This window comes from Streptomyces flavofungini (assembly GCF_030388665.1).
GTDB lineage: Bacteria > Actinomycetota > Actinomycetes > Streptomycetales > Streptomycetaceae > Streptomyces > Streptomyces flavofungini_A.
Genome location: NZ_CP128846.1, coordinates 8344382 through 8368549, shown reverse-complemented (window position 1 = coordinate 8368549; position 24168 = coordinate 8344382). Strand labels below are relative to the sequence as shown.

Sequence of the window (24168 nt, the reverse complement as noted above, 5' to 3'; positions counted from 1 at the left end):
CTCGCGGAACGCCTCGGTGGACCCACCGGCGCAGCACCCTCCGCCGCCATCGCGATCAGCCGTGCCCATATTTTGTACTGACCTATCCAATACTGTGACTCGCGTCCCCACCTCTCCCCAAGGAGCAGCACCATGCCCCGCGCCGTGTACGTCCTGGCCCTAGGCATCTTCGCCATGGTGACCAGCGAGTTCGTCGTCGCCGGACTCATGCCGCAGATGGCCGACGGGCTCGGCGCCACGATCCCGGAGATCGGCTATCTGATCACCGCCTTCGCCGTGGCGATGGCCTTCGGCGGCCCGTTCCTGACGGTCGCCCTGCTGAAACTCCCGCAGAAGCGGGCCCTGATGGTGCTGTTCGGCATCTTCCTCGGCGGCAATGTCCTCGCCGCCCTCGCCCCGGACTACTGGACGATGCTCGTGGCGCGCGTCGTCACCGGTGTCGCCTCGCAGGCCTTCTTCGGCGTGGGCATCTCCATGGCCACCCGCCTCACCCGCCCCGAGATACGGGGCCGCGCCGTCGCCGTGGCCCTCAACGGACTCATGCTGGGCACGCTCCTCGGCCTTCCGCTGGCCACCGTCGTCGGTGAACACCTGGGCTGGCGCGCGGCGTTCTGGGCCATCACCCTGCTGACGGTGCTCGCGGCAGCGGCCACCTTCGTGGGCGTACCGCGGGTCGAGCGCGCCGCGGACGAGGCCGGGTCGCTGCGCGAGGAGCTCGGCGCCTTCACGAGCGCCCGGCTCTGGCTCACCCTCACCACCAGCACCTTCGTGATCGGCGCGACGTTCGCGGCATTCAGCTACCTCAATCCGATCCTCACCGAGATCACGGGCTTCGCCACCGGCACGGTGCCGGTGCTGCTCGTCGCGTACGGCGCGGCCACCCTCATCGGCAACACCGTCGTCGGCCGCCTCGCCGACCGGCACACGCTGCCGGTCCTGGTCACCGGACTGCTCCTGAACTTCGCGTTCCTGGTCGGCTTCGCGCTCCTCGCGGACCTGCCCGTCGGGGCCGTGGCGATGATGCTGGGCATCGGTCTGGTCGGCGTCACCATGAACCCGGCGATGGTGACCCGCGTGCAGCGCGTGGGCAACACCGGCGCGCTGGTCAACAGCGTCCACTCGTCGTTCATCACGGGCGGCATCATCATCGCCACGTCCCTCGGCGGTCCGGCCATCGACGCCTACGGACTGCGGGCGCCGCTGTGGATCGGCGCCGGGCTCGCGGTGCTCGGACTGCTGTCCCTCGTACCGGACTTGAAGCGGCGCACGGCCCCCTCCGACGCCCCCGCGCCCGCCCCGGCACGGGAGCCCGTCGAGGTCGGCTGACCTCAGCGGTCCGGCGCTAACCCAGCGCCCCCAGGGGGTCGTCGAGCACCGGCTGCCAGGCCAGCTCGGCGGCCCCCACCAGGCTGTTGTGGTCGAGGGTGCAGGCCAGGATGGGGACGCCGCCGCTGCGGCCCCACAGGCTGCGGTCGGCCACGACGGCGCGCAGCCGCTCCGGATCGGCCTCGAGGAGGGCGCGGTGCAGCCCGCCGAGGATGATCCGGTCCGGATTGAGGATGTTCACCAGGCCCGCGAGGCCGAGGCCGAGCCGGTCGATGAGGGCTTCGACCGCCGTGCGCACCGCCGGGTCGGCGTACTCCTCGGCGACGAGCCTGCGGGCCTGCACGAGCAGCCCCTCGGGGCTCGGCTCGGCGCCCGCCGCCGCCAGGAACGCCATCGGGTCCGTCTCCACGTCCAGGCAGCCGCGGCTGCCGCAGTAGCAGGGGCGGCCCTCCGGGTTCACGGTGAGGTGGCCGACCTCCAGGGCCAGGCCCGAACTGCCCGTGTGCAGCCGCCCGTCGAGCACGAGCGCGCCGCCGACGCCGCGGTGCCCGGTCGCCACGCACAGCAGGTCGCGCGCACCGCGCCCCGCGCCGTGCCGGTGCTCGGCGAGCGCCGCGAGGTTCACGTCGTTGCCGGTGAACGCGGGGCCCTCGATGCCCGCGCCCCGTACGCAGTCCGCGAAGATCTCCCGGACCTGCGCGCCCGCGGGCCAGGCCAGGTGCAGCGGGTTGAGGGCGGTGCCCTCCGGTTCGGCGACGGCGGACGGCACCGCGAGGCCCGCGCCCACACACCGCCTGCCGGTCTCGCGCAGCAGCTGCGCGCCCGCCTCGATGACCGAGCCGAGGACCTGCGCCGGGTCGGCGTCGATGGTCTCGCAGCCGGGCGCGGTGGCGACGATCCGGCCGCCGAGACCCACCAGGGCGGCCCGGAACCCGTCGGCGTGCACCTGCGCCGCCAGCGCGACGGGGCCGTCCCCGGCGACGGAGAGCCGGTGCGAGGGCCGCCCCTGGGAGCCGGCGGCGGCGCTCGGCTTGGCGTCGACGCTGATCAGGCCGAGCGCTTCGAGCTCCGCGGCGACCGCTCCGGCCGTGGCGCGGGTGACACCCAGCTCGGCGGTGAGGACGGCTCGGGTGGGGGCGCGCCCGGTGTGGACGAGTTCGAGGGCGGGACCGAGCGCGGTACGCCCCCGCTCCAGACGCGTACGCGTGGACAGATGTGCCTCACCCCGGGTGACAGCCTTCCCGTTCATGAGGGCGAGTCTCCCATGATCCGTACGCCGTCTCGCCGTTCAGCCGTCATCCCGTCTTCCCCGTCCTGTCTTCCCGGGCGCCGCGGACACGGCCGCCCCGTGCGCGTACCGCCGGCACTCCCCGCGCACACCACGCGATCCCCGCCCGCACGCCCGTCACCATGCGACGCCGCGCACACCACGAGGAAACCGTCTTGTCGACAACCCGGCTTCCCCTCTACGCTGACTTTGTGCCGCTACTAAACAAAACCACGCCCCGGGCCTCTGGTGCCACTCCAGCGGGGTCCGGGCCGACCGTCGCGCAGCCATCCGGGCCCGTGGCCGCCCGCTGACCCGACCGAGGTCCTGAAGCCCTGCGCCAGGGGACCGGAGCCGAGCCCGCCTCCCGCCTCCCGCCCGCAAGGGTCCCGCGCAGCCGAATGCCAGTGAAGGGCGCCTGACCCGCCCTCCCCCACCGAGGAGACACCCGCCCATGCGCTCCGCAACGTCCTCGCCCGCGCCGCCCGACGGCGCAACGCGGGGCCATGACCTCACCCGGCTCCGAGCCGTCCTCACGGTCTTCTTCGCCCTCGACGGCTTCATCTTCGCCGGATGGGTCGTCCGCATCCCCGCCATCAAGGAACAGACCGGCGCCTCGTCGAGCGCCCTCGGGCTCGCCCTGCTCGGCGTGTCCGTCGGGGCCGTGGTCACCATGATGATCACCGGACGGCTCTGCCACCGCTACGGCAGCCACCCGGTGACGGTCGTCTGCGGCGTCCTGCTGTCGCTGAGCGTCGCGCTGCCTCCCCTGACCCACTCCGCGGCGGCGCTCGGGGCGGTGCTGCTGCTCTTCGGAGCCGCATACGGAGGGATCAACGTCGCCTTCAACAGCGCGGCCGTGGACCTCGTGGCCGCCATGAAGCGGCCGATCATGCCCAGCTTCCACGCGGCCTTCAGCCTCGGCGGGATGATCGGCGCGGGGCTCGGCGCACTCATGGCGGGCTCCGTGTCCCCCACCGTCCACCTGCTCGGCCTCACCGTCATCGGCCTGCTCGTCACCGCTGTGGCGGGCCGCGCGCTGCTGCGCCTGGAGCCCGCCGCGCCCCCGCGCGAACGGCAGCGCGAGGACAGGACCTCGCAGCGCCTCACCCCCCGCACCCGCGGCCTCGTGATCGTCTTCGGCCTGATCGCCCTCTGCACGGCGTACGGCGAGGGCGCGCTCGCCGACTGGGGCGCGCTCCACCTCGAACAGGACCTCAACACCCACCCGGGCGTGGCAGCGGCCGGATACTCCTGCTTCGCGCTCGCCATGACGCTCGGCCGCGCCACCGGCACCACCCTCCTCGAACGGCTCGGCCGCACCCGGACCCTGGTCGCGGGCGGCACGACCGCCGCCGTCGGCATGCTCCTCGGCGCGCTCGCCCCCTCCGTGTGGGCGGCGCTCCTCGGCTTCGCCATCACCGGCGTCGGCCTCGCCAACATCTTCCCGGTCGCCGTCGAACGCGCCGGCGCCCTGGCCGGAGCCAGCGGCGTGGCCATCGCCTCCACGTTCGGCTACTCCGGCATGCTCCTCGGCCCGCCCGCCATCGGCTTCATGGCGGACTGGTTCACCCTGCCCACGGCGCTCACCAGCGTGGCCCTGCTGGCCGCGGTGGCCGCCGTGATCGGCTTCGGCACGCGGCGGGTCGTCACGTGATCTGCGCGCGCGGGCGGGCCGTCGGGGCGGTACGGCCTCCACGAGAGGTCCCCTGACCACGTCACAACCCGCTTCGCCCCGCGTACTCTTCGCCCGTGAAGCTGCACTTCGAGACACGCCGGTCCGACTCGCCGTGGGTCGACATGGTGTGGACCTGTACGGGCGGGCAGGTCACGTCGATGACCGCCGTCGCAGGGGTGCGCTGGGGCCTGGTGTTCTGGGAGCAGGACGGCCGGGCGTACGCGTCCGTCACCGGTCCCGCGACCCGGACGGCCACGGTGCCGGTGCCGCGGGGCGCGACCTTCACGGGCATCGAGTTCGCCCTGGGCACCTCGTTGCGGGCCGTGCCCACACCCGCGTTGGTCGACGGCGGCATCGAGCTCCCCGACACCTGGCACCGGTCGTTCCGGCTGGACGGCGCGCGCCATGAGACGCCCGGCCCGGACGACGCCGAGGCACTGGTCGACCGCCTCGTCCGGGCCGGGATCGTGGTCCGTGACTCGCTGGTCGCCGAGGTGCTGCGGGGCCCGCACGACCCGGGTGTCTCACAGCGGACGGTCGAGCGCCGGTTCCGGGCCGCGACCGGGCTGACGCGGGGTGCCGTACGGCAGATCGAGCGTGCCCGCACCGCGGCGGAGCTGCTCGCGGGCGGTGCCCCGGCCGCCGATGTGGTCGCCGGGCTCGACTACTTCGACGAGCCGCACCTGGCCCGGGCGCTGCGCTCGTACGTCGGGCGCAGCGCCGGGCAGTTGCGTCAGGGCGTCGACTGCGCGATCGGCCTCGACCTGGGCTAGCGCTTGACGTCGTAGACCAGCTTCAGGATTCCGTTCGAGTAGCTCTGCGACTCCCGCAGCGTCAGCATCTGCTTGTCGCGGTCGGCCCGGCCGAACGCGCTCTTGCCGGCACCGAGCAGCACGGGAAAGACGAGCAGGTTGTACTGGTCGATGAGGCCGGCGTCCGAAAGGCGCCCTGCCAGCTCGGCGCTGCCGTGGATGAAGATCGCGCCGCCCTCGCCCTCCTTGAGCGCGGCGATGTCCTTCTCCGAGCGCAGGATGGTGGTCGGCCCCCAACCGTCGACGAGGTCGTCTTCGGACAGCGTGGTCGACACCACGTACTTGGGCAGTTCCTTGTAGTCGGCGTGGTCCTCCGAACCGGGCCAGACCTTCGAGAACGCCTCGTAGCTGCGGCGGCCGAACATCAGCGCCGTCGTGTCGGCGAGTTCCTCGCCCTTCAGCGACCAGGCTTCCGGCACGAACTCGAGATCGTTGACCACCCAGCCGCCGCTGCGGTGGCCTTCGCCCGGCCCGCCGGGCGAGTCCACGACGCCGTCGAGCGACATGAATCCGGTATAGACCAGGTTGCGCATGGTGCTGTCTCCTCTGGATCGGGCGAGCTGTGTGCTCAACCTAGATCGGCCCGCCGGAGCCGTCTTGGACGGAAACGACAGCGGCTGCGGCGCACGGACCCGAGCAGCCGGCCCCACGCGCCGCACTGGTCTGCTCTGCTCTGCTCACCGAGCTCGGTGACGGGAATACGACGGTACTGCCGACGCGTGGCGGGTAATGCTGGTCCATGAGGATTGTCGTGCTCTGCGGAGCGGAGAGCCTCGAACGCTACGTCTCCCTGGAATCCGGACTGTCGGTGGCCCACGCGTTGGCGAAGCTCGGACACGAGGTCGAGGTGGTCGACCCGGCCGCCCCGCACCCGGTCCTCGCGGGGCCGACGCGCGACGCCGACGAGCTGCCCCGGTTCACCTCACCGGTCCGCCTCCCCGACAGGGACGAGGCCGAGGACAGACGGCGCATCTTCACCGCTCTCACCCGCGGCCCCGTCCTTGGCACGCTGCGCTCCGCCGACCTGGTCTTCCTAGCGCTGCACGGGGGTTGGGGCGGTGACGGGCACGTGCAGTCCCTCCTGGAGATGGCCGGCATCCCCTTCACCGGCGCGGGCAGCGCGCAGTGCAGCCTCGCCTGGGACAAGCGGCGCACGCTGCAACTGCTGCCGCACGCGGGGGTCCGGGTCGGACCGTGGACGGCGCACCGCACGGACGACGGACACCTGCCGCCGGAGCCCGTCGCACTGCTGCGAGAGGGCCCCGTCGTGGTGAAGGCCGCGGCGGGAACGGCCCACGAGACGCTCCATCTGGTGTGCGTGGAGGACGAGTTGTCGCGCGTGCTGCACGGCATGCCCGCGGGCGAGGAGGTGGTGCTCACCCCGTATCTGCCCGGCCGGGAGTTCTCGGTGGGCGTGCTGGGCCGCCGGGTCCTGCCCGCCGTCGAGTACGTCTTCGACGGCCCCTTCCTGGACTACCGGAAGAAGTACGCCAAGGGCGGCGCGTCCCACACCTGCCCCGCTCGCATCCCACCACGGCTGGAGCGGCACCTGCGCGAACAGGCCCTCCGAGCCCACCGGGCCGTGGGGCTCGAAGACACGGACTACTCCCGCTCCGACTTCCGCTGCGACCTCCAGGGAGAGCCACACTGCCTGGAGGTGAACGCCTGCCCCGGCCTGCGCACGACCAGCGCCCTCGCGCACGCGGCCGCGGGCGCAGACCTTTCGTACCTGGCACTCATCGACGAGATCGTGAGCTTGGGGAAGCACGGCATCGGTCACCACGAGCACTGAGCCCCCCGTCGATCAGTCACATATCGGTCGCATATCGGTCGCATGCGGCCTGGGGTCACTCTCGCTGAAGCCCGCTGCATCCCGCACAATCCCCCCATGAAGACTGCCGAGCACACAGAAGTCCTGGACCGCGAAGGCACGTTGCTGGCCGACGCGGCCGTGGCCGCGGGCCTCGACGCACCCGTGCCGACGTGCCCCGACTGGCGGGTCCGCGACCTGCTGCGGCACACCGGGACGGTGCACCGCTGGGCCACGCGGTTCGTCGCGGAGGCGCTCCCTGAGTTCCAGCCCTGGCAGGAGCGGCTGGACCTGGACGGCGACGCCCTGCTCGACTGGTTCCGGGAGGGGCACGGTCACTTGGTCGCCGCGTTGCGGGACGCGCCCGTCGACCTGGAGTGCTGGACGTTCCTGCCCGCGCCGTCGCCGCTCGCGTTCTGGGCGCGACGGCAGGCCAACGAGACGGCCGTGCACCGGATAGACGCCGAGTCGGCGCGCGGTGGCACGCTGTCGGCGCTCGACGCGCGGTTCGCGGCGGACGGCATCGACGAGTTGCTGCGCGGGTTCCACGCGCGCGAGAAGAGCCGGATGCGGACGGCCGAGCCGCGGGTGCTTCGGGTGCGGACGACGGACACGGAGGGGACGTGGACGGTACGACTGTCCGTCGATGTCGCCGTCACGGAGCGGGGCGAGACGGCGCCCGCCGACTGCGAGGTGTCGGGCCCGGCCGCGGACCTCTATCTGGCGCTGTGGAACCGCCGGACGTTCCCCGCGGTGTCGGGGGACGCCGAACTGGCGGCGCTGTGGCGTGAGAAGGCGGGGGTCTGAGACCCCGGCCCGACGTCAGGCGCCCGCGCCGGGAAGCATCCGCGCGAGGACCGTCCGCTGCACGGGCCGCGCCTCGGCGTGCACCCGGCTGCCCTTCTCGGTGATGCAGACCCGCACGCCGCGGCGGTCCTCGCTGCACATGCCGCGCTCGACCAGGCCGTCCTTCTCCAGGCGGCCGATCAGCCGGGACAGCGCGCTCTGGCTCAAATGCACCTGGCAGGCGATGTCCTGGACGCGGAAGGCGTCGGTGCCGTCCTCCGCGAGGCCGGTGGCGAGCACGTCGAGGACCTCGAAGTCACTCGCGCCCAGGCCGTACGGCTGCAGCTCGCGGTCCAGCTCGCAGTGGGTGCGCGCGTGCACCGTCTGGATGTCCCGCCACTGGTTCACGAGCGCCTGCTCGGCATCAGTCGCCGTCGGCCCGGCCTTGGTCGCCACCATGCACGCACGGTAGCAGAAACGAGGAGTTTATTGCACATGAATTAAATGCGCTTGCATTCAATGCACGCGCATGCAAGATTGCCCCCCATGACTTCTCCGCTCCCTCCTGCCTCCCCGCCCCAGGAGCGCTGGACCCCGCGCCTGTGGGGCACGCTGCTCGTGCTGTGCGCAGCGATGTTCCTGGACGCGCTCGACGTGTCGATGGTCGGCGTCGCCCTGCCCTCCATCGGCTCCGAACTCGACCTGTCCACCTCGTCCCTGCAGTGGGTGGTCAGCGGCTACATCCTGGGCTACGGCGGACTGCTGCTGCTCGGCGGCCGCGCGGCGGACCTGCTCGGCCGCCGCGAGGTGTTCCTGATCGCGCTCGGCGTCTTCGCCCTGACCTCGGTGCTCGGCGGGCTCGTCGACTCCGGTCCGCTGCTCATCGCGAGCCGCTTCGTGAAGGGCCTGAGCGCCGCGTTCACCGCCCCCGCGGGCCTGTCGATCATCACCACGACCTTCGCCGAGGGCCCGGTCCGCAACCGCGCCCTGTCCATCTACACCACCTGCGCCGCCACCGGCTTCTCCCTCGGCCTCGTCCTGTCCGGCGTCCTCACGGAGGTCAGCTGGCGGCTCACCATGCTGCTGCCCGCACCCATCGCCGTGATCGCGCTCATCGCCGGCCTCAAGCTCATCCCCCGCTCGGCGCGCGAGGAGAAGCGCGGCGGCTACGACGTGCCGGGCGCCGTCACCGGCACGGCGTCGATGCTGCTGCTCGTCTTCACCGTCGTACAGGCCCCCGAGGTCGGCTGGGCCTCCGCGCGCACGCTGCTCTCCTTCCTCGCGGTGGCCGTGCTCCTCGCCCTCTTCGTCCGCATCGAGCTGCGCACCCCCAACCCGCTCATCCGCCTCGGCGTGCTGCGCTCCGGGCCGCAGATCCGGGCCCAGCTCGGCGCGGTGACGTTCTTCGGCGGGTACGTGTCCTTCCAGTTCATCGCCACCCAGTACCTCCAGTCGCTGCTCGGCTGGTCGGCCCTGGAGACGGCGCTCGCGTTCCTGCCCGCGGGCGTGATCGTGGCGCTGTCCGCCACGAAGATCGCCGGTGTCATCGACCGGTTCGGCACGACCCGCGTCATCGTGACGGGCTTCGCGCTGCTCGTGGCGTCGTACGGCCTCTTCCTGCGCATCGACCTGACGCCCACGTACGTCGCGGTCATCCTGCCCTCGATGGTGCTGCTCGGCATCGCGTGCGCGCTGGTCTTCCCCTCGCTCAACATCCAGGCCACCAACGGCGTCGACGACCACGAGCAGGGCATGGTCTCCGGCCTCCTGAACACCTCGATCCAGGTCGGCGGCGCGGTGATCCTCGCGATCACCACCGCGGTCATCACGGCGTCCGACGGCGGCTCCGCCGAGGGCACCGCCTCGCCGCAGTCCGTCCTCGACAGCTACCGGCCAGGGCTGGTCCTCGTGACGCTGTTCGCGCTCGCGGGCCTGCTCATCAACCTCACCGGCCTGCGGGCCCGCCGGGGGCAGCAGACCGTCGTCGTGGCCAAGTCGCCGACCGCGGCCCCGCCCCTGGAGAGCGCGGGCGAGCGCACGAGCGCGAACGAGCGGGTGAGCGTGGGCGACTGACCCTCGCAGGCCCGGCGGGCCGGTGCGGCCCCCGAGACGCGGGAGGGCCCGGCGTGGGATCCACGCCGGGCCCTCCCGCGTCCGCCCTGGATGCCCCACGCGTTTCCTTGCCTCCAGGACATCCGGCTGTGAGACTCCCCGTAAGGGACGATCTGCGGGGGAACAGGAATCGAATCATGGACGAGGCAGTGGGCCAGGGGCGGCGCAGCCAGGCCGAGCGGGACGCCATCACGGTCGAGATCGGGTACGCGCTCGCGAGCGCGACGGCCGTGGCGCTCGCCATCATCGGCGTGGTGGTGGCCGGCCCCGCGATCGCGTTCAGCCTGTCGGAGTCCACGGAGCGCACCCTTCTCGGCGTGGGCGGCTCGCTGGCGGCCACCGCGTTCGTGGCGCGGCTCGTCACGGTGCTGTGGCGCTTCACCGCGCGCGAGCGGGAGCGGCGTGCCGCCCTCGGCGACGCTGCCGACGGCGGCACGGGTGGTGACGTCCTCGGTGGCGACAGCGACGGCAGGGGCGGGCGGCCCGGGGGCGGGTCAGCCTAGCCAGCCCGGGCGGACGAGGCCCGACTCGTAGGCGAGGACGACCAGTTGGGCGCGGTCGCGGGCGCCCAGCTTCACCATCGTGCGGCTCACATGCGTCTTCGCGGTGAGCGGGCTGACGACGAGGCGGCGGGCGATCTCCTCGTTCGAGAGTCCGATGCCGACGAGAGCCATCACCTCCCGTTCCCGCTCGGTGAGTTCGCTCAGTGTCTCAGCGGCAGCGGGCTCCTTGGAGCGCGCGGCGAACTCCCCGATGAGACGCCGCGTCACCCCGGGCGAGAGCAGCGCGTCCCCGGCGACCACCGCCCGTACCGCACGCAGCAGTTCGTCCGGCTCGGTGTCCTTGACCAGGAAGCCCGACGCGCCCGACCTGATCGCCTCGAAGACGTACTCGTCGAGCTCGAACGTGGTCAGCATGACGACTTTCACCCCGTCCAGGTCCGCCTCGCCCGTGATGCGCCGGGTCGCTTCCAGCCCGTCGAGCACCGGCATGCGGATGTCCATCAGGACGACGTCCGGCCGCAGTTGCCGCACCAGACGCACCGCCTCCTCACCGTCCGCCGCCTCACCGGCGACCTCGATGTCCGGCTGCGCGTCGAGCAGAGCCTTGAACCCGGCGCGGACCAGTGACTGGTCGTCGGCGAGCAGTACGCGGATCACTGGTTCTCCTCGGGTGCGGTGCGGGTGGGCAGGACCGCCGTGACGCGGAAGCCGCCGTCGGGGCGCGGGCCCGCCTCGATCGTGCCACCGAGGGCGGCGGCGCGCTCCCGCATCCCGGCGAGTCCGTTGCCGCTGCCGCCCGCCTCCGTGCCGGTCGCGGGGCCCTCGTCGTCGACGCGCAGGGTGACCGCGTCGGGAGCACGGTGGACCAGGACAGTGGCTGTCCTGGATTCCGAGTGTCGTACGACGTTCGTCAGGGCCTCCTGGACGATCCGGAACGCGGCCAGGTCCGCGCCGGGCGGCAGGGCGGCGCGGCGGCCCTCCGTCGTGACGGTGACGGTGAGGCCGGTGCTCCTGGCCTGTTCGACGAGTTCGCCGATGCGGTCGAGCCCGGGGGCGGGGGCGCGCGGGGCCGCGCCGGGGGCGCGGAGGGTGTCGAGGACCTGGCGGACCTCGCCGAGCGCTTCCTTGCTGGCGGCCTTGATGGTGGTCAGGGCGGTGCGGGCCTGCTCGGGGTCGGAGTCGAGCAGGGCGAGGCCGACGCCCGCCTGGACGTTGATGACGGAGATGCTGTGGGCGAGTACGTCGTGCAGTTCCCGGGCCATGCGCAGCCGCTCCTCATCGGCGCGCCGCCGCGCCGCGAGCTCCCGCTCGGCGCGCTCCTTGGCCCACTGTTCGCGCCGGGTGCGGGCGAGCTCGGAGACGGCGGCGATCGCCACGACCCAGACCGCGATGACGATCTCCCCGCCCCAGGAGCTGGGGCCGTCGTCGCTCGGCGGGAAGTACTGGTACAGCCAGTGCGCGATCAGCAGATGCCCGGCCCACAGCATGCCGACGGCGCCCCACGCCGCGTACCGGTGTCCGGCGACGACCGCCGCGAAGCAGCCGACGGCGACGGTGATGAGCACGGGCCCGTAGGGGTATCCGGCGCCGAGGTACACCATCGCCGTCCCGGCGGTGAGGTACGCCACCGGGACGGGGTGGCGGTGACGCATCAGGAGGGCGGCCGTGCCCGCGAGGAGCAGCGCCCGCGCGAAGCCGTCGGGTGTCTCGCGGTCGGACTGGCCCTGTGCGGCGAAGGTGGTGCCGACCTGCACGAACACGGTCAGCAGCGCGGTGGTCAGCCACGGCAGACGGCGCGTGGCCGTATCCCCGACCCGCCACCAGGGCGGTCCCTGGCGCCACCACGGCGGTCCCTGCCGCCAGGCCGCGGGTCCCGGCCGTGACGGCTGCCCGGCGGCCGCCCGGGGCGGGCCGCCGCCGTCGCGCTGATGCTCCTGTTCCATGGCAGTCACGCTAGACCGGGGCGTCGGCGCGGAGCGTCCGCCAGGCGTGGCGATCAGGCGTACTCCCCGTGGAGTAGGCGGGGAGTACGGGAGGGGGTACGAGGGCCGGGCGCGGCCCCCTGGCCGGGGCCCCGGCCAGGGGAGGGCGGGCCGCCGGGCCTCCCAGGGCCCGCGGAGCCGCCCGCCCGTCGGCCTACCGGTCCAGTCGGCTCAGCGCCCGCCCCGCCACCGGATGCGTCCGCACCAGCTCGGCCAGCGTCATCGAGCCACGGGTGATCTTGGCGAACGCGTTCCACGCCGGGCGGAAGCCCGTGAGGGCCGTGTGCAGCAGGCCGGGGCGGCGCTCGAAGACCTTGAGCATGCGGCGGCCGACGCTCATCTCGACGCCGAGGCCCGCCTTGATCGCGAACGCGTAGTTCAGGGCCTGGCGGCGGGCGTCCACCGCGTCGTGCGCCTCCGAGATGCGCACGGCCCACTCCCCCGCGAGCCGCCCGGAGCGCAGCGCGAAGGAGATGCCCTCACGGGTCCACGGCTCCAGGAGGCCCGCCGCGTCGCCGCAGACCAGGACGCGTCCGCGCGAGAGCGGCGAGTCGTCGCTGCGGCAGCGCGTGAGATGGCCGGAGGACAGGCTCGGCTCGAAGCCCGCGAGACCGAGGCGGGCGATGAAGTCCTCCAAGTACCGCTTCGTGGCGGCGCCTTCGCCGCGCGCGGAGATCACGCCCACGGTGAGGGTGTCGCCCTTGGGGAACACCCAGCCGTAACTCCCCGGCATCGGTCCCCAGTCGATCAGGACGCGGCCCGCCCAGTCCTCCGCGACGGTCTCCGGCACCGGGATCTCCGCCTCCAGGCCGAGGTCCACCTGGTCCAGCTTCACGCCGACGTGCGCCCCTATGCGGCTCGCGCTGCCGTCGGCGCCCACGACGGCGCGGGCCAGGACGGTCTCGCCGCCCTGGAGGACGACGGCGACCGTGCGCCGGTCGGGCACCGCGGGGCCGTGCTGCTCGACGCGGCTGACCGTGACGCCCGTGCGCAGCTCGGCGCCCGCCTTCTGGGCGTGCTCGACCAGCTGCTGGTCGAACTCCGGGCGGTTGATCAGCCCGAACAGCATGTTCCGCGAGCGGCGCGTGCGGGCGAACTTGCCGTCCAAGGAGAACGTCACCGCGTGCACGCGGTCCTTGAAGGGCAGCTCGAACCCCGGCGGCAACGCGTCGCGCGAGGGGCCGATGATGCCACCGCCGCACGTCTTGTACCGCGGCAGTTCGGCCTTCTCGAGGATCAGTACGCTGCGTCCGGCGACGGCTGCCGCGTACGCCGCCGAGGCGCCCGCGGGTCCGGCGCCGACCACGACGACGTCCCAGACCTGTCGCGCGTCGTCCGCTGAGTTCTCGCTGCTCACGTTGGTCTTCCGCTCCCGATCCCGCTCTTGGCCGCGCTCTCTTGAGGCATCCTACGGCGCACACTCCCGCGACCCTCCTGTGGGAGGATCACGTACACCCCGCACAACGTCGCACCCACGAGGAGCGTGCCCATGTCGCCGCATCCGATCGCCGAGACCGTCGCCTCTCTCATGCCGAGGGCGAAGGCGGAACTCACCGAACTGGTGGCGTTCAAGTCGGTGGCGGACTTCGAGCAGTACCCGAGGAGCGAGAGCGAGGCCGCCGCGAACTGGGTCGCCGACGCGCTGCGCACCGAGGGCTTCCAGGACGTCGCGCTGCTCGACACCCCGGACGGCACCCAGTCCGTGTACGGCTTCCTGCCGGGCCCCGAGGGCGCCCCGACGGTCCTGCTGTACGCGCACTACGACGTGCAGCCGCCGCTCGACGAGGCCGGGTGGGCCACGCCCCCGTTCGAGCTGACGGAGCGCGACGGCCGCTGGTTCGGCCGCGGCAGCGCCGACTGCAAGGGCGGCATCGTGATGCACCTGCTCGCCCTGCGCGCCCTCAAGGCGAACGGCGGCGTCCCGGTGCACGTCAAGGTCGTCGCGGAGGGCTCCGAGGAGCAGGGCACGGGCGGCCTGGAGCGGTACGCGCAGGAGCACCCGGAGCTGCTGCGCGCGGACACGATCGTCGTCGGCGACGCGGGCAACTTCCGCGTCGGCCTGCCGACGGTGACCGCGACGCTGCGCGGCATGACCCTCGTCCGCGTCCAGATCGACACCCTGGAGGGCAATCTGCACTCCGGCCAGTTCGGCGGCGCGGCGCCGGACGCCCTGGGGGCGCTGGTGCGCGTCCTCGACTCGCTGCGCGCCGAGGACGGCTCGACGACGGTCGACGGCCTGGACGGCGGCGGCGTCTGGGAGGGCCTGCAGTACAGCGAGGCGGACTTCCGCAGGGACGCCAAGGTCCTCGACGGCGTCGGCCTCATCGGCGACGGTTCGGTCGCCGACCGCATCTGGGCCCGCCCGGCCGTCACGGTCCTCGGCATCGACTGCCCGCCGGTCGTCGGCGCGACGCCGTCCGTGCAGGCCTCCGCGCGGGCGCTGATCAGCCTGCGGGTGCCGCCGGGCGTGGACGCCGCCGAGGCGACGAAGCTGCTGCGCGCCCACCTGGAGTCCCGCACGCCGTGGGGCGCCCGCGTGAGCACTGAGCAGATCGGCCAGGGCCAGGCGTTCCGCGCGGACACCACGAGCCCCGCCTACGAGGCGATGGCCGGCGCGCTCAGCGAGGCCTACGACGGCGAGAAGATGCAGGCCGCAGGCATGGGCGGCTCCATCCCGCTGTGCAACACGCTGGCCGCCCTGTACCCGGAGGCGGAGATCCTGCTGATCGGCCTGAACGAGCCGGAGGCCCAGATCCACGCGGTCAACGAGAGCGTGTCCCCGCAGGAGCTGGAGCGGATGTCGGTCGCGGAGGCGCTGTTCCTCCAGCGGTACGCGAAGAGCTGACGCACCGGCCCCGGCCCTGGCCGGCGCTGCGCGCTACAACAGTCCGCGGTCCCGTGCGTACAGCGCGGCCTGGGCGCGTCCGCGCAGGCCGAGGCGGGTGAGGATGCGCGAGATGTGGTTCTTCACGGTGCCCTCGCTGAGGTAGAGCCGGGAGGCGATCTCGCGGTTGGTCGCTCCGGCCGCGACGAGGCGCAGGATCTCCACCTCCCGGGCGGTCGGTTCGGGCTCGCCCCGCGGGGATGGTGGTGCTGTCGGGGCCGGTGGCGTGGTCGGGGCCGGTGGTGGTGGGGGCTCTCCGGCCAGGCGCCGGGTGACGGCCGGGTCGAGCTGGGCCACGCCCCGGTGGGCGAGCTGTACGGCGGCGGCCAGTTCGGCCGCCGGCAGGTTCTTCAGGAGGTAGCCGACAGCACTGGCGCGCAGGGCCCGTACGACGTACTCCTCGTCGTCGAACGTCGTCAGCATCACCACCTTGCAGCCGGGCGCCCGGCTCGCGATGACCGGGACCGCCTCGACGCCGTCCGTCCCCGGCATGCGGACGTCCATGAGGATCACGTCGGGCGCCAGGGCGAGCGCCGCGTCGACGGCCTCGGCGCCGTCGGCCGCCGTGCCGACGACGCTGATGCCCGGCTGGATGCCGAGCAGGGAGGCGATGCCTTCGCGGACCAGCTCCTGATCGTCGACAACGAGGACGCGCACGGCGTCGGGGGTGTCGGTGGGTGCGCCGTCCGCGGTCATGGCTCGCCGCCCGGGGTGCGCGGCACCGTCGCCGTGAGTGTCGTCCCCGTCCCCGCCTCGCTCGCGATGCGCAGCGCGCCGCCGAGGAGTTGGAGTCGTTCACGCAGGCCGAGCAGGCCGACGCCCGGCGCCGCGCCCGCCGCCGGGCCGGGCAGGCCGCGCCCGTCGTCGGCCACGGTGAGGCGCGCGGCGGACCGGCCGTACTCCAGGCAGACCGTGACGTGCCGGGCGTCGGCGTGGCGGCGGGCGTTGGTCAGGGCTTCCTGGGCGGCGCGGTACAGCGCGGTCAGCCGGTCCACGTCGTACCCGGTCTCGGCTCCGGTGACGGTGAGGGTGACGCGCGGCCGGTCGGTGCCGGTGTGGCGGACGAGGTCGGTGAGCGCGGTCGACAGGGAGAAGGGGGCACTCTCGGCGCGCAGGGCGCGGACCGACGCGCGCACCTCGTCGAGGGCGCGCGCCGCCGACCAGCGGGCGTCGCTCACGGCACGGTCGGCCGCCGTCGCGTCGAGGGCGCGGAAGGCTTCGGCCTTCTCCAACTGCACGGCGAGGGCGGTGAGATGGTGGCCGAGGCTGTCGTGGATGTCGCGGGCGAGGCGGTTGCGTTCCTGAGCCGTGGAGAGTTCGGCGACCCGCGCCGCGTACTTGCGCAACTGCCAGTGGGAAGCCCGGAGTTCGCGCACGGTCGACTCCAGGCTCCGCCGGGCCTCCTGCGCACCGGTCGCGACGGCCGCCATCGACACGGCGAGCACCAGACCGAGTGCGAACATCAGCAGGTCGGAGATGGCCTCGGCGTCCGCGTACCAGCCGTCGACCGCGAGCGCGTACCAACCGAGCAGCACGCCCGCGCAGCCCGCGCCGAGCGTGAGGCTCGCGCGGCGCCCGAACGCGAAGTACGCGGTGAACGGCACCAGGACGAAGAGCACCCGGGACAGGCCCGCGCCGTCGCACGCGGCCACGGCGAAGAAGAGCCCGACGCGCAGGACGAGGACGGCCGCCGCGACGGCACCGCGCCGCGCACCCGCACGGCACCAGCGCGCCTCGGCCGCGTCCAGGGCGAAGAGGGCGGCCACGCCGATGACGAACCCCGCGGTGCGCCCGGGGTGTTGCGGGTCGTCCCCGACGATGTCGTAGTACACGCCCGCGAACAGCACGGCGGCGTAGAGCACGGAGGAGACCCAGGGCACGGGGCGCGGAGGTCACCGTGCCCCGCTCCGCACCAGGCGCCGGCTCCCCGTCGAGCAGGAGGCGGCCCCCACCGAGCTCGGGCCCGACGACCGAAGGAGTCCTACGCATGATGTTCCGTCACTTCTCGGCGGTGGCAGCCGCGTTGCTGCTGACCACTCTCACCCCGACCGCCGCGGCCGCCCCCGACCCCGCGCCCTGCCCCGGCGACCGGCTCCGCGTACCCGGCGCCGAGCGCACCGTCGCCGCATGTCTTGATGACCTCACCACGGCGGGCACCGTCGCCTCCGGCCACACCGACCCCGCGGACTGGGCAGGCCTTCAGGCCCCGGGGACCCGTCACCCGAGCGGCGTGCCCGGCGTCCAGCTCGACGGCTACTTCCCCGACTCCTCGACCACGAACAGCACGCACGGCTGGGACCACGACAGCCAGTTCGTGATCCGCCTTCCGGAGCGCTGGAACGGCGGCCTGGTCGTGGCGGGGCCGCCCGGCGTCCGCGAGCAGTACGCCAACGACCGCTCCATCGGCGACCACGCCCTCGCGCGCGGCTACGCGTTCGCGGCGACCGACAAGGGCAACACGGGCCCCACGCTGTACCGCGACGGCAGGCGCCCCGGTGACGCCATCGCCGAATGGCACCGGCGCCTCACCCAGCTCACCGTCGCCGCCAAGAGCGTCGCGGCCCGGCACTACGGCCGGGCACCCCGGCACACGTACGCGGCAGGCATGTCCATGGGCGGCTACCTGGTCCGCTGGCAGCTGGAGAACGTGCCGTGGCTGTACGACGGCGGCCTCGACTGGGAGGGCGTGCTCCTGACGCGCGGGGCGCCGAACCTCCTGGCGACGCTGCCACCCGCGCTGCGCGCCTATCCCCGGCTCCTCGCGGGCGAGCCCGGCGCGCGCGAGGCACTGCGCGCCGCGGGCTATCCACCGGAGTCCGAGCCGCTGTGGGAGACGCACTACCGCACGCAGTGGGACACCTTCCAGCGCCTCTTCCGCGAGGAGGTCGATCCGGACTACGACGGCGCCACCGAGGCCGGGACGCCGTTCTGCCGCGAGGGCACGGGCAAGGGCTGCGACACCGACTACGACTACGCGAAGCGCCCGCGCGCGGTGCACGACACCGTGGCCCGTCTGTCCCTGTCCGGCCGCGTCCAGCGCCCCCTGATCACCCTGCACGGCACGCTCGACGCCCTCGTCCCCATCGGCCCCGGCTCCGACCGGTACGCGCGGCTCGTGGCGAAGGCACACCGCGAGGACCGGCATCGCTACTACCGGATCACCGGCGGCAACCACACCGACGGCCTGTACGGCGCGCACCCGCGCCTCGTGCGCCCCATGCTCCCCTGCGTGCGCGACGCCTTCGACGCGCTGACGGCCTGGACGGAGGACGGCACGGCCCCGCCGCGCAGCCGCACGGTGCCCCGCCCTGACGCCGACCCGGTGCAGTCCTGCACTCTCTGAGCAGCCGGTTGCCCTGGCAGGACGGGCGTCGCTCTGCGCTGGGCAGAACACCCGGGCCCAGGGCGAAGTGATCGCCCGTCGTGTCGGGGCGACATCCCGGCCGCTGCCTAACGGGCCTCCCGCCGGGACTTGTCGGCGAGGACCGCCTCGGCCCGTTTCAACGCCGCCGCCTGAATGCGCGCCAGCTCAGTGATAGCCGCGCGATCCTTCTCCGGAAGCGAATGCACGAGCTTGCGCCGCGCTTCAATGGCCGACGAAGGAAGCCTGCTTGCCAAGGCGCATTCACCGTCATCTGCGGCGACGTCACGTTCGAGTGCGCGGAATTCCAAATTCTGTGCTGACTTCCTCCGATCACGCTTCTCATATACAGCGCTCAACTTCTCGCGGGCCGCTTCGGGAGACGGGTACCGATGACCGCGTTCCGTCATACAGGAGCGCCAACGGGCCAGTGCGGCCACGTATCCGGACTGCCGGGGAACGGCCGCGTCCAGGCGGCCGTTGAGCGCCTCCGGCGTGTAGTACATGCGCGCCCAGGCAACGACGTCCCCGGCGAGCCGGGCGCGCGACTCGGCGTCACAGCCACGCCGCCCCACCCGGACCGTGCCGGCCCCCGTCCCGACCTCTGTCCGCGCGTCCGGCGGACCGGAGAAGGCCAGGTCGAAGCGGCGGCGCCGGTCCGCGTCGAGTTCGGTGTAGTACGGGGCGGGCGGCGGCCCGGACGACGGTGGCGGGGACGCGATGCCGTACCCGTGACGGCGGCGGGCGGGCAGGTCGACCAGGGCCTTCGCGTCGTCGGGGGAGGTCGGCCGCGCCGCCTTGGTCGCCGGGTACACGAAGCCCGCGCGCCGCATGCAGGTGTGGGTCAGCTCGTTCAGGGCCGTGTCCAGGGTCTGCTGGGCCGCGGGCCAGCTCCCGGACCTGGTGACCATGTCGACGGCGTCCGCGCTCAGCCCCCCGACTGACGCGGACGCCGTCGACCGGGAGCCGACCGGCCCGCCGGGCGCCGCGGAGCAGCCCGACAGACCGGCCAGCACGGCCACCGTGAGGCACACGACCCGTGGTGGCCTGCGCGTCACCTCGGCGAGCACCAGTGGTTGGAGCTGATGGTGTCGTTGAACGCCGGGTCGCTGTAGCCGACCGGCGGCGGCGCCGCGAAGTTCGGGACCTCGTCGTTCCTGCCCAGGCTGTGCCACCTGCCGGTGTAGTTGAAGCCCGTCCAGAAGTACACCGTGCAGCTCCTGCCGCGGTTCGCGTAGGAGCTGATGCAGTCGTTCCAGGTGCCGCGGGGACACTGCCCCTGCGGGAAGTCCCGGAAGTCCCGGTTGTTCCCGGCGACCCGCCCCCGGGCGCCCCTGTAGTCGTTGTGCACCCAGAAGCACGCGTCACCCGGGGCGCATTGAAGTGCCCGCGCCTCCCCGCCGCTACCGCTCGCACCGCTCTCCCCCGCCGAAGCCGGCACCGCCGCGAGTCCACCGAGCACCAGCGTCGCGGAAGCCGCCGCGACTCCCCAAGTCCTACGCATGTTTCCCCCTTCAATCGACGATGGATGGAACGCCCTTTCTTCGTGCCGAAAAGAGACTGATGCATTCACCGGGCGGACTGCTACAAATGTGCAACTGGACGCAATGTCCCTGGTGTGCGGTCACCGAACCGCACCGCGACCGCGGGGAAGTTTCTGCGCTATCGAAATCGGGGGAACCGGAATGCTGCGGATTCATTTCACTTCGGACGACCTCGCGCGCACTCGATTCGTCGAAGGGCCCGATCCGCTGTGGGAGTTGAGCATCAGCCTGCACCGGCTCCGACGCCGCGACGCCTCCGTGCTCTTCGGCGCCTGGCGACGGCGGGTGGCCCCCGCGCTCCCGGCCGACGTCCGGATGCTCACGGCGCTCTCCCCGGTCCGCGGCTACACCTGCGACTTCCTCACCCTTCGCACGGGCGCGGAGCTGCGGGAACAGACGGAGGCCCTGCGCGCCCTGCCCCGGCGGACGCTGCGCGCCGACCTCCAGACCTTCGGCCGCCTCAACCCCGGCCGCAGGCTGCCCTCCTGGGCGGCCGACCTGGCCGCGGGCTCGGCCCCCGTGCTCGGCCGCATCGCCGACACCGCCCGGGCCTGCTTCGATGTCGGGCTCCAGCCGTACTGGCGCGTCATCGACGACGAGGTGCGCCACGACGTCGCGCTGCGCACCCGGGCCCTCGCACACGGCGGGTGGGACGCGGTCCTCGGCACGCTGCACCCGTCAGCCCGCTGGGACCACCCGGTCCTCACCATGGACTTCCCCCTCGACCTCGACCTCCATCTGGAGGGACGCGGCCTGCTGCTCCTGCCCTGCTTCTTCAGCCCCTGCCACCCCACGACCCTCATCGACCCCGCCCTGGACCCCGTCCTGGCCTACCCCATCGAACACCGGCCGGGTTGGGAGCGGCCGAGCCACGCCCTCGCCGACCACCCGGCCCTCGCCGCCCTCCTCGGCCACGCCCGCGCCCGCCTCCTGGAGGCCGCGGCCGACGGCACCTCCACCACCACGGAACTGGCCCGGCACACCGGCCTGAGCCCGTCCAACGCCAGCCGCCACCTCACCGCCCTGCGCCAGGCCGCGCTCGTCTCCAGCCGCCGCCACCGCAACACCACGCTGCACGCGGTCACGGCACTGGGCACGGCCCTCCTGAACGGGCAGCAGCCGCTCCTGCCCGCCTGACGCGGCCCCCGGCTAGCCGCCCACCGGCTCGCCCGCCTCTAGGTACAGCGTCGCGCCCCGCTCCCGCGCCCGCAGCGCCCAGCGCAGACGGGCGTAGCGCACGGGCGGGAGCATCCGGGCGGCCTCGTCCTCGGTGACGAAGCGCCAGTCCCGCAGCTCCGGCCCCGGCAGCAGCAGCCTGCGCGCCTCGCTGCTGTCGAGGTGGCCGCCGTCGAAAAGGAGGCGCATGCCGCCGTAGCCGGGCGGTGTGGGCGGCTCCCAGTCGGCGACGAGCAGGCGCGGCGTCCCGGTGAGCCGGATTCCGGTCTCCTCGGCGACCTCGCGCACCCCGGCATGCGCGGGTGCCTCGCCCGGCTCCACCACACCGCCGGGGAACTCCCAGCCCGCCTTGTACGTCGGATCCACCAGGAGCACCCGGTCCTGCTCGTCGAAGAGCAGCACGCCGGCGGCGAGGGTCTCCGCGGTGGGCTCGGGTGTCTGCACGATGTCGCAGACGGCGGCGGCCCCGGTGCGGACGGCCTCGGCGACGCGCTCCGCCGTCTCGTACGGCGTCAGGGAGCCGTTGTCCACGCGGTGGGCGTCCGCGCCGAGCCAGGCGGACAGCGCGGCGAAGTAGGGCTCGATGTGGTCGAACGACCACTGTCGGACGCGCAGTTCGCCGTCGGGCACGTCCGGGGAGACCTCACGGGCGGCGATGCGCGCACGCAGGATCGTTTCGTCCGGAGCGAGCAGAACGTGGCGCACGGGTATGCGACGGGCGGCGAGCCCGCCGAATATCTCATCGCGATACTCCTGGCGCAGCAGTGTCATCGGCACCACGAGGACGCCGCCGACCTCGGCGAGCAGCCCGGCCGCCGTGTCGACCACCAGGCGCCGCCAGATCGGCAGGTCCTGGAAGTCGCTCACCTCGGCGAGGTGCTTGGCCGGAAGGAGCTGCGGCAGCCCGCCGCCGATGACCTCAGGGTCGAAGAGTGTGCTGTTCGGGATCAGCTCGATCAGTTCCCGTGCGGCGCTGGTCTTGCCCGCACCGAACGCGCCGTTGATCCAGACGATCACGGTTCCCCCTCTTCTGTTGGCCCCCAGTGGCTTGCCCGCAACACACTGCCACGGAAACCAGCGCCTGATGAGGGTGGCCGTCCTCGCGGGAACAGTCGAGCCACCCTGTCAAGGGCCTCGCGCCAACTTCCCCCTATCGAGTGGCAGTGCTCTCCCATGAATCGTTCCCGCACGACGCGTCACAGCCCTGCCCGATACCGTGATCCGCCAGGCACCCTGGCCCCTGGTGACCTCCTCGTTCCGGTTGCTGCACAGCAGCCGCCCCCGGCCGCGCGCACTGGCCGGGGCTCGCCCTGGGGGGACTAGTGCATCAGGACAAGCTGAGCGAATTCACGTGCGAGAACCCGGAATTACCACCCCGGGTGTACGAGGTCGACGGCGCCACGGTCGTGGAGCTGTACGGCGACATGGACCTCGTGGGGTTCCAGCGCACGCTCCCCCACCTCGACCCGGTGACGGCGGGCCCGGCCCGGGTCGTCGTGGTCGACTTGACGCGTGCCACGTTCCTCGACTGCTCCGGCCTCTCCCTGCTCATGCGGGCCCACCGCCGCCTCACCGCCCGGGGCGCCGCGCTGCGCGTGGTGTGCGCCGACCCCATGACCCTGCGCGTCATGGGCATCACCGGCCTGAAGGCGACGCTGTCTCCGGTCGCCTCCGTACGGGAGGCGCTGGCGCAGCCGCACCTCGGCCCTTGACCGGGTACACGACCGGGCCCCGAACCGCACGGCCCGGGGCCCGTACGGCCGCGTCGCTCCCGCGAACCCCCGGCGGAATCGCGAGCCCCGCAGCGGTGTGAAAGGGTGGAAAACGCCGAAAGACCGAGCAATCGGCGCCATCTCACCCCCGAGAGGAGCGCGGCCATGTCCTCGAAGCGTCGCCGCAAGAAGAAGGCCCGCCGCAAGCACGCGGCCAACCACGGCAAGCGGCCGCAGTCCTGACGGTCGGACCGCCGCTCGTAAGGCGGCGGTCCGGGAGTCTGGTCCCCGTACCGGGGTGGCATCGGGACACCGGCGTATCCGTGCACAGCCATGACTGGTACTTCGCCGAGGGCGCCGGAACGGGCCGTGGCCCGACAACTGCCGTAAGCGCCACGCACGGCACGTCGAGGTTCTGCTCCGGTCATCCCGCCCCGGCATCGAGCAGCCAGTGGTACTGCAGCCGCAGCGCCCGCTCCGTGCCGGCCGCCGCGGCAACGAACCCCGCCACGGCGTTGCCCCACGCCGACAGGTCCACGGGGGACGTGAAGGCCCCGACGTGCCGGGCGATCTCGTCCGGCCGGGTGACCTGCTCGACCAGCTGGGAGACGAGCAGGAGCAGGGCGAGCACGAGCACGATCGACGAGAGGTGCCCGATCCAGCGGCTCAGTGCCGGGTGCGCGCGGTCGACGTACGCACGGCGCCCTTCGGCGGAGTCGCGGTCCGGGACGAGTCGGTGCTCGGTTCCCTCAGCGGTGACGTAGTGGCAGCGTTTGAGCCCGAAGGCGCTCGTCCTCACTTCGACGGTGCCTCCGGGGACGGGGAAGGCCGCGGGGAGCCTGGACCGGGCATGCCGCCTGCCGTCGACGTACAGATCGGCGTTGACGGCGCCCGACTCGTCGGTCCGGCCGTGCCTGACGTCGATGGCGTAGACGATCTGCCGACCGTCGTCGTGCGTCAGCCGAAGGTAGAAGAGGGCGCGGGAGAGCAGCTGCCACCAGCGGAAGGGTTGCAGCGGCCACCCGTCCCCGGGCTTGACCCGCCGGGCCGCCCGGCGCCGCCGCCACTCGTCGATCATGACTCCGCTCCCTCGCGACAGTTCGGTCCTACGCACTCGTGATCGGGGGTGACGGCCACCGGTGTCGACGTGCCGGGGGCGGTGTCGTCCGTGCGGAACGACCTTCGCCCAGCCGGCGCGGTCGGCACATCGGCCCG

General features: G+C 73.1%; 24 protein-coding genes. 12 read left to right on the top strand and 12 right to left on the bottom strand.

Annotated elements, in window-relative coordinates; genetic code table 11:
• Positions 1-132 precede the first annotated feature (132 nt).
• The gene (locus QUY26_RS36190) at positions 133-1326 is read left to right on the top strand and encodes an MFS transporter (protein WP_289954265.1); all 1194 of its coding nucleotides are present in this window, start codon (positions 133-135) and stop codon (positions 1324-1326) included.
• 16 nt (positions 1327-1342) lie between these two features.
• On the opposite strand, the gene QUY26_RS36185 is transcribed toward QUY26_RS36190, so the two are convergent.
• A complete protein-coding gene (locus QUY26_RS36185) occupies positions 1343-2575 on the bottom strand; it encodes an ROK family protein (protein ID WP_289954262.1) in 1233 nt (410 codons plus the stop codon).
• 472 nt (positions 2576-3047) lie between these two features.
• On the opposite strand from QUY26_RS36185, the gene QUY26_RS36180 reads away from it, so the two are divergent.
• Both QUY26_RS36180 and QUY26_RS36175 read left to right on the top strand, forming a co-directional pair.
• On the top strand, positions 3048-4250 hold the full coding sequence (locus QUY26_RS36180; protein WP_289954260.1) for an MFS transporter: 1203 nt from the start codon (positions 3048-3050) through the stop codon (positions 4248-4250).
• Positions 4251-4345: 95 nt separating this feature from the next.
• Entirely contained in the window at positions 4346-5044 is a 699-nt protein-coding gene (locus QUY26_RS36175) for an AraC family transcriptional regulator (protein ID WP_289954258.1), read from the top strand.
• Here QUY26_RS36175 and QUY26_RS36170 read toward each other — a convergent pair.
• Positions 5041-5616 carry a dihydrofolate reductase family protein gene (locus QUY26_RS36170; protein ID WP_289954256.1) on the bottom strand — a complete coding sequence of 192 codons (576 nt, stop codon included), beginning with the start codon at positions 5614-5616 and terminating at the stop codon, positions 5041-5043. The genes QUY26_RS36175 and QUY26_RS36170 overlap by 4 nt on opposite strands.
• Positions 5617-5822: 206 nt before the next feature.
• On the opposite strand from QUY26_RS36170, the gene QUY26_RS36165 reads away from it, so the two are divergent.
• Both QUY26_RS36165 and QUY26_RS36160 read left to right on the top strand, forming a co-directional pair.
• A complete protein-coding gene (locus QUY26_RS36165; RefSeq protein ID WP_289954253.1) occupies positions 5823-6875 on the top strand; it encodes a D-alanine--D-alanine ligase family protein in 1053 nt (350 codons plus the stop codon).
• 96 nt (positions 6876-6971) lie between these two features.
• Positions 6972-7700 carry a maleylpyruvate isomerase family mycothiol-dependent enzyme gene (locus QUY26_RS36160; protein WP_289954250.1) on the top strand — a complete coding sequence of 243 codons (729 nt, stop codon included), beginning with the start codon at positions 6972-6974 and terminating at the stop codon, positions 7698-7700.
• A gap of 15 nt (positions 7701-7715) precedes the next feature.
• Here QUY26_RS36160 and QUY26_RS36155 read toward each other — a convergent pair whose 3' ends face one another.
• Positions 7716-8138 carry a MarR family winged helix-turn-helix transcriptional regulator gene (locus QUY26_RS36155; RefSeq protein WP_289954248.1) on the bottom strand — a complete coding sequence of 141 codons (423 nt, stop codon included), beginning with the start codon at positions 8136-8138 and terminating at the stop codon, positions 7716-7718.
• 87 nt (positions 8139-8225) lie between these two features.
• Here QUY26_RS36155 and QUY26_RS36150 point away from each other — a divergent pair, with 87 nt between their 5' ends.
• Both QUY26_RS36150 and QUY26_RS36145 read left to right on the top strand, forming a co-directional pair.
• Positions 8226-9752 carry an MFS transporter gene (locus tag QUY26_RS36150; RefSeq protein WP_289954246.1) on the top strand — a complete coding sequence of 509 codons (1527 nt, stop codon included), beginning with the start codon at positions 8226-8228 and terminating at the stop codon, positions 9750-9752.
• A 176-nt stretch (positions 9753-9928) separates the two neighbouring features.
• Positions 9929-10294, top strand: a complete 366-nt coding sequence (locus tag QUY26_RS36145) for a DUF6332 family protein (RefSeq protein WP_289954244.1) — start codon at positions 9929-9931, stop codon at positions 10292-10294.
• Here the strand turns inward: QUY26_RS36145 and QUY26_RS36140 are convergent.
• The 3 genes from QUY26_RS36140 to QUY26_RS36130 all read right to left on the bottom strand — a co-directional run bounded on the left by QUY26_RS36140 (position 10286) and on the right by QUY26_RS36130 (position 13633).
• The gene (locus QUY26_RS36140) at positions 10286-10951 is read right to left on the bottom strand and encodes a response regulator (protein ID WP_289954242.1); all 666 of its coding nucleotides are present in this window, start codon (positions 10949-10951) and stop codon (positions 10286-10288) included. The two genes, QUY26_RS36145 and QUY26_RS36140, sit on opposite strands and share 9 nt — an antisense overlap.
• Entirely contained in the window at positions 10948-12237 is a 1290-nt protein-coding gene (locus QUY26_RS36135) for a sensor histidine kinase (RefSeq protein ID WP_289954240.1), read from the bottom strand. Before QUY26_RS36135 ends, QUY26_RS36140 begins: the two co-directional genes overlap by 4 nt.
• A 193-nt stretch (positions 12238-12430) precedes the next feature.
• Positions 12431-13633 (bottom strand): geranylgeranyl reductase family protein, encoded by a 1203-nt coding sequence (locus QUY26_RS36130; protein ID WP_289954237.1) that lies wholly within the window; start codon positions 13631-13633, stop codon positions 12431-12433.
• Positions 13634-13765: 132 nt separating this feature from the next.
• Between QUY26_RS36130 and QUY26_RS36125 the strand changes: the two genes are divergently transcribed.
• Positions 13766-15121, top strand: a complete 1356-nt coding sequence (locus QUY26_RS36125; protein WP_289954233.1) for a dipeptidase — start codon at positions 13766-13768, stop codon at positions 15119-15121.
• Between the two features lie 33 nt (positions 15122-15154).
• On the opposite strand, the gene QUY26_RS36120 is transcribed toward QUY26_RS36125, so the two are convergent.
• Together QUY26_RS36120 and QUY26_RS36115 are read right to left on the bottom strand one after the other, a co-directional pair.
• Positions 15155-15856 (bottom strand): response regulator, encoded by a 702-nt coding sequence (locus tag QUY26_RS36120; RefSeq protein ID WP_289954231.1) that lies wholly within the window; start codon positions 15854-15856, stop codon positions 15155-15157.
• Positions 15853-17040 carry a sensor histidine kinase gene (locus tag QUY26_RS36115; protein WP_289954229.1) on the bottom strand — a complete coding sequence of 396 codons (1188 nt, stop codon included), beginning with the start codon at positions 17038-17040 and terminating at the stop codon, positions 15853-15855. Before QUY26_RS36115 ends, QUY26_RS36120 begins: the two co-directional genes overlap by 4 nt.
• 107 nt (positions 17041-17147) lie before the next feature.
• On the opposite strand from QUY26_RS36115, the gene QUY26_RS36110 reads away from it, so the two are divergent.
• Positions 17148-18503, top strand: coding sequence for a tannase/feruloyl esterase family alpha/beta hydrolase (locus QUY26_RS36110; protein ID WP_289954226.1), 1356 nt, complete (start codon positions 17148-17150; stop codon positions 18501-18503).
• 107 nt (positions 18504-18610) lie between these two features.
• Here QUY26_RS36110 and QUY26_RS36105 read toward each other — a convergent pair whose 3' ends face one another.
• Positions 18611-19591 (bottom strand): hypothetical protein, encoded by a 981-nt coding sequence (locus QUY26_RS36105; protein ID WP_289954223.1) that lies wholly within the window; start codon positions 19589-19591, stop codon positions 18611-18613.
• Positions 19576-20025, bottom strand: coding sequence for a peptidase inhibitor family I36 protein (locus QUY26_RS36100; protein WP_289954222.1), 450 nt, complete (start codon positions 20023-20025; stop codon positions 19576-19578). Before QUY26_RS36100 ends, QUY26_RS36105 begins: the two co-directional genes overlap by 16 nt.
• A gap of 181 nt (positions 20026-20206) precedes the next feature.
• Between QUY26_RS36100 and QUY26_RS36095 the strand changes: the two genes are divergently transcribed.
• Entirely contained in the window at positions 20207-21202 is a 996-nt protein-coding gene (locus QUY26_RS36095) for a helix-turn-helix domain-containing protein (protein WP_289954220.1), read from the top strand.
• Between the two features lie 12 nt (positions 21203-21214).
• On the opposite strand, the gene QUY26_RS36090 is transcribed toward QUY26_RS36095, so the two are convergent.
• Positions 21215-22258: an NUDIX hydrolase gene (locus QUY26_RS36090; RefSeq protein WP_289954218.1), complete on the bottom strand. Its 1044-nt coding sequence runs from the start codon at positions 22256-22258 to the stop codon at positions 21215-21217.
• Positions 22259-22563: 305 nt separating this feature from the next.
• Here QUY26_RS36090 and QUY26_RS36085 point away from each other — a divergent pair, with 305 nt between their 5' ends.
• Together QUY26_RS36085 and QUY26_RS36080 are read left to right on the top strand one after the other, a co-directional pair.
• Entirely contained in the window at positions 22564-22953 is a 390-nt protein-coding gene (locus QUY26_RS36085; protein WP_289954216.1) for an STAS domain-containing protein, read from the top strand.
• A gap of 105 nt (positions 22954-23058) precedes the next feature.
• On the top strand, positions 23059-23196 hold the full coding sequence (locus QUY26_RS36080) for a 50S ribosomal protein bL37 (RefSeq protein WP_289954215.1): 138 nt from the start codon (positions 23059-23061) through the stop codon (positions 23194-23196).
• A 181-nt stretch (positions 23197-23377) separates the two neighbouring features.
• Here QUY26_RS36080 and QUY26_RS36075 read toward each other — a convergent pair whose 3' ends face one another.
• Positions 23378-24031 carry a hypothetical protein gene (locus QUY26_RS36075; RefSeq protein WP_289954214.1) on the bottom strand — a complete coding sequence of 218 codons (654 nt, stop codon included), beginning with the start codon at positions 24029-24031 and terminating at the stop codon, positions 23378-23380.
• Positions 24032-24168 lie beyond the last annotated feature (137 nt).